The sequence below is a fragment of the Oscillatoria nigro-viridis PCC 7112 genome (genome assembly GCF_000317475.1).
In the GTDB taxonomy this organism is placed as follows: domain Bacteria; phylum Cyanobacteriota; class Cyanobacteriia; order Cyanobacteriales; family Microcoleaceae; genus Microcoleus; species Microcoleus nigroviridis.
The window spans coordinates 26,194-41,795 of record NC_019731.1 but is presented as its reverse complement, the minus strand read 5'-3'; the positions used below and the strand labels follow the sequence as shown (position 1 = coordinate 41,795).

Below are 15,602 nucleotides of genomic sequence, written 5' to 3'. Positions count from 1 at the left end.
ATTTTACATCATCTTGCATTTGTCTCACATTTATTTGAAATGACTATACATCCAACAGATGTCACAAGTAGAACGTCCAGTATTGGCGATCGATCATACAGCGTGGTTAAGACCCCATGCACGTACCCTCAAAGAACGCACCTATGAACATCAACCCACGGCCTTACCTCACGGCATACCTGTCGGCATCGGTCAAGGATATAGTACGATTGCCTGGATACCTGAAAGTAGTGGCAGTTGGGCGCTGCCCTTGAGACACGAACGTATTACGAGTTGGGACAACCCAATCGATAAAGGCGCTCAACAATTGGCGCAACTGTGCCAATATCTTCAGAATAGACCGATTGTTTTATTTGACAGTGAGTATGGGTGTGCGCCTCTAGTTAAAGCAACCGCAGCCATCGCCGCCGATCAAGTGATGCGTATTCGTTCTAATCGTTGTTTGTGGTCAGCACCTCTATCTTATAGTGGTAAAGGAAGACCAAGAATTCATGGGAACCAGTTTAAACTTAACGACCCTCAAAGCTGGTGGGAACCAGAACAAACTCTGGAATGTGTTGAGCCAAAACTCGGAAAAATTCGGTTAAGAAAATGGGATGACTTGCACTTTCGAGGCAGTCCCAAACATCCAATGACTCTAATTTTAGTCGAACGTTTAGAAACTGTAACGGGTCGATTAAATAGTCAACCTTTATGGTTAGTGTGGGTTGGTATCCAAATGCCATCTCTGGCTGAAATTTGGCAACTATATCTGCGTCGTTTTACCATCGAGCATTGGTATCGGTTAGTTAAACAAACCTTACATTGGACTGTGCCGAAGTTGAGTACCCCAGAACAGTGCGAACGATGGAGTGATTTGATGCCTTTACTAACCTGGCAATTATGGTTAGCTAAAGATGTCGTCAGAGAAATTCGTTTGCCCACAGCAATTGGCTCTGCCGGAATTGACCCCTGGAAGGGTTGCACAATCAATGCTTCCACTTTTAATTAAGATTGGGACTCCCACTGTTGCTCCCAAACGTCGAGGAAACTCGGATGGATGGCAAACGGGAAAACCTCGCACCCGAAGATGCCGATATCCTGTGGTCAAAAAGGGTAAAGGTCGGTTCCAAAAATCCACAAAATTCGTAAGTTAACCTTGAGAACCTCTCGCTAATTAACCATTTTTTCCACTCAGCTCATGCTGAGTCAATTTGTGCTTAGTCTAAACTCCAATGGAAACAAATTTGGTAAAATGGAGGTAACATTTTCTATAGATGGGGTTGTTTAACGATATTGACCCCATCTTTTTTTACCATAAATCGGTCAAACCTTTGTTAGCTATGGGTTTTAACGGGGTTGTCACCCCGTCAGAGAAGTTACTTTAATCTCGTCGCATATAATTTAAGTTCGATCGATCGCTCTCATTCTCGCGTCGCAGCTCTTCTTCCTCCTTAAGTATTTCAGAGTCATACCAACCCTTACCCTCGATATAAGTTTCGTAAGCCAAAAGAAACATTCTACGATCTTCAGCAGCAGCACTAATTACAGACCAATTATTCCTATTAAAATTCATCGAATAAAGCTGCTTGAGGTCGATTTCCCACGCGGGAATAGGCAGAGGCGGCCTATAAGAGGGAGGTTGCAGTAGCCACTCTTTCCTTGTAGCAAAAAGCTCTCTGCCCTTCTCGCCCAGACGGTTTTGATGAAGGGATGCTAGATCGAGTGCTTGCATAGCTTCATCGAACCGTTCAAAGGCTCGCAGCACAACCGCAAGTTGATAGAGCATTACTGGGTCAGTCGGATCGTACTTGAGGGCTTCTTGATAAATTGGTAGAACAAGGTGATAGCGTCCTTCCTTAAACCAGAAATGATTGGCTTTCTCAAATAGCTGTCTGGCGGACGGTCGCATATTGTTTAACATTGCTCGATCTCTGTGATTATTAAGTCGCGCATTTTCCCCTTCCCAAGTCTTTTGAGACTCAGAAAAGGGCAGGCTCCGATCGTAGGCAATTGCCGCCAAAAGAAACATTCTCCTCTCACTAGCAGCAATAGCAATTTCTAGCCACTCATTACAATGGAAACTCTCTGAGAGAAATTGTTTCAGGTCGATTTCTATTGCTGGTATGGGCAAAGGCGGTATGTTATAAAGATGTTTCAGCAACCATTTTTTTCTTCTATCAAACTGTTTTCTGCCTATTTTGTTTAGAAGGATTTGGTGAAGGGATGCCACATCAAGTGCAAGAGCTGCCTCATCGAACCGTTCAAACGCCCGCAGGACGACAGCAAGTTGATAGAGCATCACCGGGTCAGTGGAGTCGTACTTGAGGGCCTCCAGATAAAGCGGTAGCACTTGGCAATAGCATCCTTCTTCAAACCAGAAATGATTGCCTTGCTCAAACAGCCGTCTGGCTTCCACTGGGTTGACTGCTTTTACGTCCAGTAGCGGGAAGGAAAATTCAGTCATGGTAATAGGATTGGCTTGGGGTTGAAACGTTTTATGGGAGGTTTTGATGGTAGTTGATTAGGTAGGTATCCAATATTGGTTGAACCATCTCTCTAACACCGCGATTAATCGTTGATTTAGCTGAATTTAATAATTCATCCAGCCTATCAGCTTGGTTTTGATTGGGTTTCAATAAGCCATCTGAAGTTTCTTCAAGCTGTGCTGCAAGTGTTCTTAATTCAGCAGCTATTTGCTCAGGTGTTTTATTCACCTCGCCTCCTACTCCCGGTAGAAGACTATCGATAATGTCTGCAACGTTATTGAGCATTGCTTCAGCATCATATGTTCTAAGGATTCGAGTAGGTACATCTTGAGTAGTCAAAGCAGATAGAATCGCTTCCATGACAGCAACTTGCTGGTTAACTTGTGCTTGTAGGGTGCTGAAAACAGGTGTGATAGCCTCCATCGCTTCCATGTTACCAAGAGCCATGAAATAGTTAAATGCGCGTTTTGCCGCCTTGAGATATTTGCCATCGGGCTTATAGCCTGATTGCGGGTTTTCTTTGTTATTGAGTACCAGATCGAGTACCTCTTTACGCATTGTACTGGCATACCAACCCAGTTTTTCCTTTGGAAATGTTTCGGGCTGTTTAAGGATAAAGGCAGTCTGAAACTCCGCTCCCCCCGGTCGAGTTTCCAAAGGAAGATTTGTAATGCTTGTATCTTCTTCGATTAGGTAAAATTCTGCATCCTCAGAGAAAGGCTGGGTAGAGAAAAGCATCTCTCCCGTCGTTGCGTGTTTAGCGGAGATGCCTAAAACCTTAGTAATGCCGATAAAACGGTCTCCATCGACCTTCGCCCGCCAGAAGGTATTGATAAAATCCCGATCGGTTCCATTTAATCCTTGTAACGCCTCCGAAATTGTACTGCGATTATTTACAAGTTCGCTGAGACTCTTATATACTAAGCGATCTCCTTCGGAATTTCTGATTATAATCTTGTCAAATTCAACTCTTGGGTTTGTTTGATTGCGTGTTACAAACTCAATAAGAGTATCGACAATAGCCTTCGCTGCATTTTGAGCATTGGGAGCGGATACGTCAAACGTTTCCACATAATCGATATCGCCTGGGTAAGGTTGAACAAGCCCTTGAGCGGTAGTTCCGCCAAAACCCAACATGGTCTTGAGCTTAGTACCTGCCGGTAAATTTACTCGTTGGGAAGCAAGCTCTCTACCAATATCGAATACAGCTCGTTTTTCGAGCGGTGCGATATTCCATGCAACAGAGCTACTACCATAAAAAGTTTGAAAAAGATTTTCGTAGTTGATTTCAAAGATTAATCTGCCTCCCTCCAGCTCAACGGGACTAACATTCACTTCATCTCCATATTTATCTCTTTGAACCTCAACTGAGATTTTTCTTAACAGTCCATCCCGTTGTCTAATAGGTCTTTCAAGAAGTTTGTCCACGTCGTTGGGATTGTCTGCTGTATCGCGCATTTCGACCAGCTCTGCGAGCCTCTGGCTTAGCTCCTGCAACCTTTCCTTCTCATCTTCTTGGATACTCAAGCTTGCTGCCATTCCCCAAGGGCTTCCAGCCGTTGCGATCGGACTGTGCTTGCTATCAAACACACCGTATAAAAACTGGTTGGCAGGCCAATTCCCCGTAACAATCCCATAGTCAGCAGCGATACTAATTGCTGGGTTAATATCGTCAATTGGAACGCTCTGGAAGTTACTAAAGCTGACCGGACGGCTCGCAGCAGGATTGGAGTTGAAGTAAGGCGATTTGACACCTCTGTCGAGGTTGTCGATTCTAAAATCTCCTGGATTTTCCAAAGTTCTGATAATTTCCTCGACATCAAAGACATACACGCCCCCGCCGCCGCTCTCGCTGGGATAGGAAGCATAGAGGTATTTGTTATCGTTAGAAAGTACCAAATCAGTGGTTGCCCCTTTTGGTATCGGTCGAGTTGCCGCCACCAGTTTCGGAGTGGGTCCAAACGGGTCTTTAATGATGCCGATATTGCTTCCTGCTTGCACCCCGTCTATGCTTTCTACTCCGGTTTGCAAACTGTCGTTTTTCGCGGCCACAAACGCATAGGACCCATCGCGCATCACCGTGACAGCCACCGCCCGATTGACATCAAAGTAATCTAGGGAACCGCCCATTAGGGGGTCACCCAAACTTAGCGCCACATAATCGTTGGCAGTAGCGACAAAGCTAGTGGGATCGTCGTTGGTAATTGTTAATACGCCAAAGCCCTTACTATCATTACCGGTGTTAGTAAACGTCATCCGATTCGGATAGACGGTAGCAGCCATTCCCTGCACCCCAGCAAAAGTATTTACCACACCAATCTCCTGATGCCACTTGCGGGGGTTCTGGCTTGGATCGAGGGGTTGGTCTTCAGGATCGATATTCACCGCGAAAATCTGGTTAGTTAGGGGGCTTGGTGCAGCGGCGAAGAGCTTGCGTCCGTCACTGCTAATAGCTATTTCATTCAACCCACCCGTTACTGAGCTTAGGGAGATAGTCTGGATGACCTGATGGTATTCTTCGGAGAAGGGGTCGATGTCCAGGACATAAATGTTTCCTAGCTTCCTATCAGATATATAGGCGTATTGGTTGCGGGGGTCGATCGCAATTGACCGAGGCGTTGCACCGCTAGGCAAATCGATCGGGTTGATGCCGGGAGTATCTGGTTTGGTGTCCACCTGTTGCAAAACCATCGGATCGACCAATGCCACACGACCAGACTCCTCCAGGATTACGTAAACGCGGGTTCCGTCACTCGTCACAGCTAAGTCTCGCGGGCTGTCGCTCTTCTCATCTCCCACAGGAATGGTAGAAAGCAGTAAATTAGAACTGCTAGAAGCTGCCACAACTGACTCGGGATCGGTACCGTCTAAAACTGCGACAGCATCAGCACCTTTTAGCGCTGCAAAAACATACTCAGTTCCAGTGTCCAGCCAAATGGGATTGCTGTTGTATTCGATCTCCTCATACACTGGTTCCGTCAGGTTCTGATCGACCAGTTGATTCTGCCGTCTGGATAAGGAAATGTAAGACTCGCCCAAAACTACAGTATTAGGTACTTTAACTGCCACTTCAAACTGGTTGTCTCCCAAAGTTGCGCTAAGGTTGGGCAATACTGCCTGCTCGTAAACGCGATCGCCAACGTAGAATTTAACAACTAAGTCTTCGATCCGGCTGCCCAAAGGATCGCCCAAATTGTTCGCCAGAACGTTACTGGCTTTGAGGAAAAGAATCGGTTCGTTACCCTCAAAGGGTTGATTGTTTTCGTCTTTGAACTTCAGAGAGGCTGCTTGAAGTTTAGGTGCGGCTGCGGAATTGGAAGCTGCTGGTGTTGGTATATTTAGGGCTTGCTGAATCAGTGTCAAAAGGTTACACCAAAAGGGTTAAGAGAGGGTACAAGCGAGTTAGGTGCAAGATAAACAGGTAAAATAGCACAAAACCCTTGCATCACCATTTGCGCTTGTGTACAGAAAAGCTGAGCTTGCTCCAAGCCCCCCATCCGAGTTTGAACTGCCCTTCGGAGGAAGGTTGTCAGCAGACAACCGTTGGGTAAAAATGGCCGAACTAATTCCTTGGTCAGAATTTGAATCAGAATATGCTGAAAATTTCCCGACAGAAATGGGCGCACCAGCTAAATCCTTTCGGATGGCATTGGGGGCATTGATCATTAAAGAAAAACTCGGAATTAGCGATCGGGAAACAGTAGAACAAATTCGCGAAAACCCATATCTACAATACTTTATCGGTCAATCAACCTACAGTAATGAACTACCCTTTGACCCATCACTATTAGTTCACTTTCGGCAACGAATCAGTGCGAACTTAATTAACAAAGTGAACGAAAAAATGGTCAAGAAAATGCTTGAAACCACCTCAGTTAAAACCGAAAAAAAAAAGGATTCGGACGCAAAAAATGAGTTACCCAATCAAGGAAAATTAATCATAGATGCAACCTGTACCCCAGCCGACATTAGCTATCCGACCGACTTAGGACTATTAAATCGAGCCAGAGTTCATACCGAAAAAATCATCGACATTCTCTATAAGTCTCTCAAAGTAAAAATCAAGAACAAACCCAGAACCTACCGAAAAATAGCCAGAAAAGACTACTTAGCAGTAGCGAAACAAAAACGTCCCACCCGGAACAAAAAAAGACAAGCAATTAAGAAACAACTGCAATATATCAAAAGAAACATAGCTCATATTGAACAGCTAATCGAGTCAGGTGCTACCCTAGAAAATCTGAATAAAAAGCAATATAAAACCTTGTTAGTGGTAGCTGAAGTTTATAGGCAACAGCTCTGGTTATTTGAAAATAACAAACAGAGCATAGAGGATAGAATAGTAAGTTTAAGCCAACCCCATATCCGTCCCATTATCAGAGGAAAAGCGGGGAAACCAGTAGAGTTTGGAGCTAAAATATCAGCGAGTTGCTTTGAAGGATATGTATTTTTAGACCGGATGAGTTGGGATAACTTTAACGAATCGGGAGACTTAAAAGCCCAAATAGAAGCGTATTATGCTTTCACAGGATACTATCCAGAATCAGTCCATGCAGATCGCATTTATCGAAATCGAGAAAACCGAGCATGGTGTAAAGAAAGAGGAATTAGAATTAGTGGACCGCCTTTAGGAAGACCTCCAGCTAATGTGAGCAAAGAAACAAAAAAACAAGCCTTAGAAGATGAAAGAATTAGAAATGCGATTGAAGGAAAATTTGGGACTTGCGAAAACGAAGATTCAGCTTGAATCGGGTCATGGCAAAACTTGATAATACTTCTCAAACAGCTATTGCTATTACTTTTTTAGTAATGAACCTTTCTACCTGGTTAAGACGGGTTTTTTGTATCTTTTTCTGCCGATTTCTGAAAACAATGCCTGGTTACGGTTCAATGATTATCAAAAATTATATCTTGGTAAGTTACAAAAACAAAAAATTATGTTTCGCCGAACTTGAATCACCCATCAATTGCGATCGTGATTTTTCTTAACTTATTCAGCAAGCCCTATTTAGGTTGGCTTCCAAAGTCGCAACGCCGTTTGAGTTTCGTTGGACGCCCAACTCAGTAACTATTGGCAATCCGACTTTAGGGATCGCGATTACTTTGACTGAAGAGATGTCGTCAGAAACTGTAAACCCAAAATTGGTGACAAAGTTGCTTGAATCTATTAACTGACCGATACCCCCCAAGGGGTCAATGATGCCAAAAAATGCTAGGGGGAAATCATAGTTAATGGTTAGCTTGCCTTTAACTAATGTGGCACTGCCAGTTGGACTTGAATAGACAACCATATATTCGCCTGGCCTGACAACCCCTGGATAGGGTGGCGAAGAGGTACGAATCGTGCCGTCATCCCCAACTACACCAGATTCTTCTTGAAGCCAGATTGGTTTCCAGACACCAGTTTCATCCGGTAACGCACCCTTCCGCATGAAGTAGACCTCAGTTCCCGCAGGTAAGCCCTCTGGTGCTGGCACCGCTAATTGAACGGGCTGTTCCAGAGAGTTATCGCCAAAGTTCAAATTAAAAGCCCCGGCAAACTCAAATCCAGTCGGGACTGGCAGCGATAACTCGGAACGATTTTTTGAGGCAATGCTGACATTTGTATCGCTGTTCAAAGCGCCGGGAGGCATCATCACCATAAGTTCTCCGTCGCTTGAGAGGACGACGCCGCCAGCAGCCCCCACGGTTGCAGGCCCGCTTCGCGGCGCTTCTACTCGCACTGGAATTGTTGCTTCTGCTGCACCGTAAATCGCAGTCACCGCAGCATCGCCAACGCCGACTGCTGTAATAGTGCCGTCGGGACTGACCCTCAAGATGTTGCTGTTGTTGCTAAAATAGCGCGTACCCGTACTGGCTGCGGTTAAGTTGACCTCGCTCAACCCAGGGTTCAAGCCGAGGGAGAGTTTTCGGGTTGCACCAACAGATAGGGAGACGGCATCTGGGTATGGGTCTAGTCCGTATAGTTCGGCTAGTATCTGATGCAATTGAGCGTCTGTTGTGGGTGCTGGCATCGTCCCAATCCGAATTGGGGTGACAGCTTGCAGGTTGTTGCGACTTGCGCTCAAAATTGAAGTACCGTTGGTTAAACCTGTCACTTTCCCGGCTGCGTCTATTGGTGCTACTTCTGGATTTATTGAAGTGTAAGTTAGATAAGAATCTGGCAGCACTACACCTTTTTGGTCGGCAAAGTCTCCGAGCACAATCAATTCCGTATTTTCTCCTGCATTGAGGCTCGGATTTCGCTTCACAAAATCTAGATTCAGCAGGGGAACGTCGCTGACATTGACTGTGACTCGCGCGGGAGTTGAACTCCCAAAAGCGTCGCTGGCAAGGAAATCAAAGCTGGCAATTCCAGAGAAACCAGTTGCTGGTTTAAAGGATGCTTTGTTAGTTAAGGGATTGAAAATTACTGTGCCGTTTACTGGACCCTGGACGCTAATTGTGAGAGGGTCGCCCTCTGCATCTGTGGCAAGATTGTCTAATGAAATAGTTGTCTCTAATTCTGTATAAGTCCGAGTGCTTGTTGGTGAAACAACGGGCGGATTGTTGTCAGAATTCGGGGGATTGGCTTCGGCGAGCAATTGCTGTCCTAGAGTCGTATTGCGCCATTCTCTGTCAGGATTGATGACTGTATCTAGCAGCGGTGCGTTTCCGGTTGCGCCACTAATTTTAAAGATTAGGTCATTGTAATCTCTGTCCGAGTTAGGAGGCGACATATCTTCCAGGGCGAAGGTGTTGCCGGTGCCGGTAATGTCGGCTATTTGTAGCAGATGAGCGGTATCGTTGGGATTGGCTGTGGCGATACTGAATAAGGGACGGTGTGAGGGGAACCAATTTCCCGAATACGAGGATTGGAGGGATGATTGTATTGTAGCGTTGGGGACTAACATCACGGCAAAGGTATCTCCAGGTGTCATGTTGAAGGTTTTTATACCCTGATATTCGCCGCTGCCCCAATCCCCGTCGAACGGCATCGCACCGGTGAATTTTGCGGATTCTGTACTGTCGCTGATGACAATATGTCCGTCGGTGGAATTGCTTAAAACTCTACGGGATGCTTCGGCGATGAATTCTGGAGTTCCGGGTGTGAATGCGGACATTCCGGCTAGGCTGAAAATTCCGACTTCGCCAGTAAAGTAGCCGCCGTCAAACTGATAGTCAAATCTGACTTGTCCTTGGTTATCTACAAGGAAAGTGCCGGGGCTTGGTAAATTGGCTGTTGTTGTTATTGAGAGATTTGTTGGGGTATTGATATTGCTTTGGAAGTGGCCTGCACCCTGTGTTGAATAAGGTTGACTGTTGGCAATTTCGTCTAACAATCGAGCCGATTCTTCTGCCTCTAACGGCAGCAAACCGCTCGATATATCTGCGGGTTTGGGCGCAATTTCGGTATCAGAATATGTGGGCTGGGCGACGGTAGTTTCTGTGGGAGTTGAATTGCTATTATAAGTGTTTGAAATTGCTTCTGGTGTGGATTTAAGAGTAGAGGGTGAAACGTTTGTTTCGACTGAGGCTATCTGTGCTGTACCTGCTGCTGTTTCTGATGGAGTTGAGAAAAGTGCCGGTATGGGAGAATCGGTTTGTACGCTAGAGTTTGAGTGGGAAATTAGCGGGTCGGGAGCGAGAGAATTAACGACAATTGCCGGGGGTTTTTCATTACTGCCGGAGTCAGTGGAGCTTCTTGCATTTGCAGCAAAGCTTCGGCAACGCTTAAATTGAGTTCTCCCCGTTCCAGAGAATACACTAAATTAACCGCAGCTTTGACCGGAGCTTTCCCCACATCAAACCACGTTCCTTTTCTACTTTCATTCAGTTGAGGTGTTAAAGTATGACTGATATAACTGCCGAGCATTTGCTAAGTAGCTATGCTGCCGGAAAAAGGTATTTTAGTAGAGCTAACTTGAGCGGGATTGATTTGAGCGGAGCTAACTTACCTGGAATTGACTTCGAGTGTAGTAATTTGAGTGGTGCTAATTTGAGTGGTGCTAATTTGAGCGGGGCTAGTTTGAGAGAGAGCATCCTTCACGAAGTTAACTTGGAAAGAGCTAATTTGTCTGATGCCAAGTTGATACGTGTTGAGTCTCACAATGCCAACTGGAGGAGAGTGTATTTGGATGGTGCTAACCTGCAAAATGCTTACTTAAAATCTGTCGATTTGGAAGGCGCTACTTTCCGAGGTGCTCAACTAAATCGCATAACTTTTTCCGAGTGTAACATGAGAAATATTAATCTGGAGGGAGCGATATGGAATGATTCTAACGGTGGGGGTATATGGAATGTTGATTTGACGGGAGCCATCGGTTTCGATCCAGACGATATTGCTGGAAACAATGTCATCCTTCCTGATGGAGAGTTCCTCAAAGATGCTTGGGAATTCATTAAGCGAAACGGAAAGTTAGATCGTCCCCGACGGCTCAACCAGCCATCGGATTTTGATTAGTAGTGTGGGTTCGCGGACGCAGGCTCTTGCGGACGCACATTCCACACTACTAACAGTTTTTGTTAGGGTAATCGATCGTCCAGGAGATTAAGAGGAGAAAAATAACAGGCTAGTTTCAGTCTCACATTAGGGAGATGGATTGAGGAAAAAGTTGGTGTTGCGGTCTTCCTCAATAGCATCCTGAAGTTCTTGAGGAAGTCCGGAGAAGAAGTTATAACCCGTTAGATGCTCTACATCGCGGACTGTTACCGCGTAAGTTTCCCACACACCCGGTCTGGAAAGATCTAATGTTGTGTCATTTCCCAATATTAGTTGGTTATCTGGGAACTTTCTTGCGTCTATATTAGGCATGATGACAGCAATAGGTTGTGTATCTTCATTAAGATCCGCTATTCCCTGACCAGGGCGCAAGGGGACGACAACCTTCCAGAAAAACTCCGGAATTCCAATTTGTTTTGGGTTAGTCAGCCATTGAAAGTTTATTCCCTCATTACCGCCATTTCTTGTACGAATCCTGCCCAAAGGGTCTCGATCGAAGATTAATTCTCCGTTCTGTTCCCTTAGTGAAACTAAATTTTTTACTACTCCGGGAAGCGGATCTGGATGACTCTGGAATGGATGTTCTGTTGGATAAGGGTCAGGAAGTTTTCTGTCAAGGTTGTATCCAGTCGCGCCAGCAATAATATAAAGCTCTGCGTTGTTGCCTTGGACAAATTTGTTACTTTCTTCCTCAAAATTCTTCCAAGGAGTTTTGTTTACATAATGCTGGAAGGGAAGTAAATTTGAGGTCATGTATGTTGATAAAGCGTCTTTGAAAGTTCTGGTGCGATCTTCAATTGGCGCTAGGTGTCCCTTTTCATATCTTCTATCTGCAAACTGCACAAACCCGCCCGGTACATACAACGTATTATTCCGATAGTCACCTCCCTGAGTTCGCACCCAATTAGCAGGTAGCAACCCATCGGGTACCCAAGGATAAACTACTACATTACCATTATTTATGTCATAAGGGCTGAAAGTAGCATCAACTGGTCGAACCTGGTCAGGACTTTGGGGAAAATTACTATCTAACCCTCCATCGTCAAAGCCAGGGGGATAATTTCTTCCATAGCTATTTCCGTAGCTTACAATCGGAACTTGTTCCACGTATGGATGATCTGGGTTGTTAGGTTCCCCGGTAATGCGCTGGCGTCGAACATCTCCCAGCCATGCTTTATTTAATTGCCAGCTAACCCAGTTAGCACCTTTAGTTTCGTTGTTGTAAGACAAGGAATATTGCGGTCTTTCAATGAGATAGTTGTTGGTATTTTTTGAGGCATCAGGTCGAGCATTATCTGGATTGTCGAGCTTCAAATGAGCGCTTTTAAAAAATACATCATCCAGATAAACCAGGCTATTTCCTTCTAATTCAAACTTCAGTAAAGCTGGCTTACCGCGCAGATGATTTGGCACATCTAAATGAAAAGTTTCAAAACCTTCTCTGGCATATGAAAGTTTATAACTGTACGGATCGCTATATTGACCGTCTTTAAAATCATAGTAGCCAATTGCATTCTTGCGTACATACTGATTATTGTCATTGGGATTGAGCGTATGCGGATCGTCAGCTAGGCTTAAATCAACAGAATTTAATTCTGTCCATCCATCGGCGTTAGCTTCTTTGATAAATACTTTTAGTTTGCCATTACCCGGATTGGGTACGTGCAGGTCAAAGCGCAAGACTCCCCAGTCAGGTACCACAAAACGGTTATGTGTAATACTTTCATCAGAGCCGAGTTCTAACGCATAATTAGGTCGAGAACCATCGTAACCCAACTTTTCACGATGTTTTTGTAAAGAGCCAACTTGACGCCAATCAACTAAGTTTTCTACCGTCAATAAATTGCTTGTAGAACCTTGAGTAACTTGTGGCGAATTATTATGAAAAGACCAGCCGGGTAGGACCTGAGAAATAGCATTTCGACCGAAATCTTCAGCCACACTCTTATTCGGAATAAACTGGTCAAAATTGCCATTAAACAGAGTAGGAACCGCGTAATCTCCCCGCATACCAGCAGAAAGAGTATTATCAAAACTCACCGGAACGCGCCCAGTAGGGCTATACTGACGCTGCTCTTTACCTCCACCCAAAACAGAATAAAACCAACCCTCACCAACCCCTTCACCATTGCCATTATCATACCAAGGTTTAGCTGCCGGGAAATTCGGATCGAACATTTCGGGTAAACCCATTTTACCCAACATATCGTTAACTGCTTGAGGATTCTCAGAGGCCTCCACATGAGGATACTGAAGTAAAACTTCCTCCAGGTCTAAATCAACCGTCCCAGCATACCATCCAAATGCTCGCTTGTGCGTCCCTCCAATACTATCATCCTTAGTAAACCCAATCCGACTATTTATCCGATCTGGTTCCCCATTACGAGTACCGAGTAAAATCTCTCGGTCTGCCTTCCCTAAAGTATCGCCCGACGCTTTAGGAAAATTCAGTCCAGCAGGTTTGGGATTCTTATCCAACTCCTCTTGTGGAAGTTGACTCAAAGAACGACCGTTAGGAGTAGCAGTACCACCATTCGGGTCAGCCACAGTCTGATAATAGTTATCAGCAAACGTAACATTATTCCAAACCTGAATTTTGGGTTCGTAGAAATCGCTGAAATTTGTTTCTATAAAGCCCGGCAATCGTAAATTCAAACTAGGTTGGTAGAAATCGTGCGGGTCGATTGTTGTCATCTGGAGGTCTCGGTTAGCCATAGATGTTCCACCAGCTTGGGGGAAGAAAGTTCCCAAACGCTGTACGATTTCGCTATTGACAACCGTCCCCCGACTGAAGCCCATGAAGTGCATGGGCGAATTGAACAAATCCCCCTGCTGGCGAATCAGGTTTCCTTGGCTGTCGTACAACCGCTGGAGTTGATTGTTTTCGTACTCTCCAACCTTACCCCCTAATGCCAAATCCAACTGCACCATAGAAGCAAACAAAGCATCAGCCGCGCCCTCAGAAAAGCCAACGTCAGGAATGACAGATTCTCTGTCCAACGACCATTCTGTCAGCAACACTAACGGTTTGTTATTGTTGAGGTATTTAATCTCCTTTCCATCTATAAATACCCCGGCTTTTAAGTTATTTGCCAAAGTTGATAAATAAGCTGTTTCGCTGGTCTTAAGCCCCTCGGTCAAATCAGTTATCACCCGTCCCTGTAAATCTATAGGAATCCAGTTGCCTGTAGGCTTGTCGTAGCGCATAATTAACCCGCTGTTTTCCGGTGTATTGCCGCTAACAGTGGCAATTTTGTTGGCCATTTGGAAAAAGGAATCAGGAATCCCAGACTGGTTAGGCAAAAGTGTAAAACCATGAGTCAACACACTCACGCTGCTGAAAGGACTGTTGCTAACAGGAGGTAGGGTTTTAAACTGCCCAAAATCTTTGGTCACAGCGCCGCTATTACTCACAGATTCAACAGCAAAATTGTAGTTCTGCCCCGCAGTAAGACTCTGAGGTAGCGTGAAGTTAGTGCTAGTATTTGCGGGGTCATTTAAAGGTTGGTCGAGAGGCGTAATCCCGTCATGGCCGTACCACTTGTTAGTATCTTTCTTCCAAGTCGCTGTCAGAATCCGGTTGGGATTGAAATCGTCATAACCGTTCCAAGGCTTAGAGAGAAGTTCGCGCTTTTGTGTTTCCGAGAATCCGGGAAGGAGTGCCGAATCCGATAAATCGACAACTTTATCCCAGGGCAATAAACCCTTCCCTTGCTCGAAGGTACTGACAAAAAGATTGACCTCTTTCACATCCTCCCAACCCGGAGCAAACTGCCATTGAAAAGTAGGAGTCAGGTCAGAGGATGATTGTACTATAATTGAGAAGTGAAACTCATTGACTAGATAATTTATGAACGCTGAAGAATTGCTCAGACGGTATGCCAGTGGGGATAGAGACTTTGCTGAGGTTGACTTGAGTAATGTCGATTTGAACAAGGCAAATCTCCTTGATATCAATCTCGCCAATGCCAATCTGATTAATGCTAACTTGAGTTATGCTGACTTGAGTGGTGCTGACTTGAGCAATGCTAACTCGACCAATGCTAACTTGCGTTGTATTGACTTGATTAATGCTAACTTGAGCAATGCTAACTTGAGCGAGGCTAACTTGGATGGTGCTCAGTTGATTAATGCTAACTTCAGTGATGCTAACTTGAAAGGAGCTTGGTTGGAAGGGGCTGACTTGAGTGGAGCCAATCTAAGTAATGCCTGCTTAGAAAATGCAACTTTGCACTATGCTGACGCGACTGATGCCAACCTCAGTGGAGCTAATTTGAAAAATGGTTTTTTATCTCGCCTCAACTGTGAAAACACAAATCTCACTGGAGCCGACCTCAGCGATGCAGACCTCGGTGAAGCTGGTTTTTATGAAGCGACTCTAATTGGCACAAACCTAAGTAACACCATGCTACATCAAACAGGGTTTGAAAATTCCGATCTTACTGGAGCTAACTTTAGTGGTGCAATTATGGATGAAACATCGTTTGATGGTTCAAATCTCAGTCACGCTAATCTGATGGGGGTTCAGCCAGAACCTAGTCTGATGGCAAAGAAGGTTAGGCTCATGGGGAAAGGGTTTGAAGAAGCTATCTTATGTAAAACTATCATGCCTGATGGTAGCGTTCGCAATGATAATTGTACAGCTTGATGAA

9 protein-coding genes and 1 pseudogene are annotated in these 15,602 nt (G+C 45.0%); 5 read left to right on the top strand and 5 right to left on the bottom strand.

The genetic code is table 11. The features are described from left to right. Positions 1–43 precede the first annotated feature (43 nt). Positions 44–1,136, top strand: a pseudogene (locus tag OSC7112_RS33390) (transposase); the annotation flags it as partial. Positions 1,137–1,363: 227 nt separating this feature from the next. Here the strand turns inward: OSC7112_RS33390 and OSC7112_RS33385 are convergent. After that, the gene (locus OSC7112_RS33385) at positions 1,364–2,446 is read right to left on the bottom strand and encodes a tetratricopeptide repeat protein (protein ID WP_015179823.1); all 1,083 of its coding nucleotides are present in this window, start codon (positions 2,444–2,446) and stop codon (positions 1,364–1,366) included. A 31-nt stretch (positions 2,447–2,477) separates the two neighbouring features. Next, positions 2,478–5,831, bottom strand: coding sequence for a YncE family protein (locus OSC7112_RS33380; RefSeq protein ID WP_015179822.1), 3,354 nt, complete (start codon positions 5,829–5,831; stop codon positions 2,478–2,480). 97 nt (positions 5,832–5,928) lie between these two features. Here OSC7112_RS33380 and OSC7112_RS33375 point away from each other — a divergent pair. Beyond that, positions 5,929–7,457, top strand: a protein-coding gene (locus tag OSC7112_RS33375; protein ID WP_223300950.1) for an IS5 family transposase whose coding sequence is annotated in 2 segments (ribosomal slippage) — positions 5,929–7,194 and positions 7,197–7,457 — 1,527 coding nt in all. Because the reading frame shifts where the segments join, the coding sequence is not laid out codon by codon here. Between the two features lie 5 nt (positions 7,458–7,462). On the opposite strand, the gene OSC7112_RS33370 is transcribed toward OSC7112_RS33375, so the two are convergent. Beyond that, positions 7,463–9,790 carry a DUF4114 domain-containing protein gene (locus OSC7112_RS33370; RefSeq protein ID WP_223300949.1) on the bottom strand — a complete coding sequence of 776 codons (2,328 nt, stop codon included), beginning with the start codon at positions 9,788–9,790 and terminating at the stop codon, positions 7,463–7,465. Here OSC7112_RS33370 and OSC7112_RS41495 point away from each other — a divergent pair. Beyond that, positions 9,771–9,920 carry a hypothetical protein gene (locus tag OSC7112_RS41495; protein WP_223300948.1) on the top strand — a complete coding sequence of 50 codons (150 nt, stop codon included), beginning with the start codon at positions 9,771–9,773 and terminating at the stop codon, positions 9,918–9,920. The genes OSC7112_RS33370 and OSC7112_RS41495 overlap by 20 nt on opposite strands. A gap of 157 nt (positions 9,921–10,077) precedes the next feature. On the opposite strand, the gene OSC7112_RS33365 is transcribed toward OSC7112_RS41495, so the two are convergent. After that, complete coding sequence (locus OSC7112_RS33365) at positions 10,078–10,323, bottom strand: hypothetical protein (RefSeq protein WP_041623948.1); 246 nt, start codon at positions 10,321–10,323, stop codon at positions 10,078–10,080. On the opposite strand from OSC7112_RS33365, the gene OSC7112_RS33360 reads away from it, so the two are divergent. Beyond that, on the top strand, positions 10,300–10,911 hold the full coding sequence (locus OSC7112_RS33360) for a pentapeptide repeat-containing protein (RefSeq protein ID WP_015179820.1): 612 nt from the start codon (positions 10,300–10,302) through the stop codon (positions 10,909–10,911). The two genes, OSC7112_RS33365 and OSC7112_RS33360, sit on opposite strands and share 24 nt — an antisense overlap. Before the next feature lie 126 nt (positions 10,912–11,037). Here the strand turns inward: OSC7112_RS33360 and OSC7112_RS33355 are convergent, their stop codons facing one another. Then, positions 11,038–14,700 carry a DNA/RNA non-specific endonuclease gene (locus tag OSC7112_RS33355; RefSeq protein ID WP_015179819.1) on the bottom strand — a complete coding sequence of 1,221 codons (3,663 nt, stop codon included), beginning with the start codon at positions 14,698–14,700 and terminating at the stop codon, positions 11,038–11,040. Between the two features lie 100 nt (positions 14,701–14,800). Between OSC7112_RS33355 and OSC7112_RS33350 the strand changes: the two genes are divergently transcribed. After that, entirely contained in the window at positions 14,801–15,598 is a 798-nt protein-coding gene (locus tag OSC7112_RS33350; RefSeq protein WP_015179818.1) for a pentapeptide repeat-containing protein, read from the top strand. Positions 15,599–15,602: the final 4 nt, after the last annotated feature.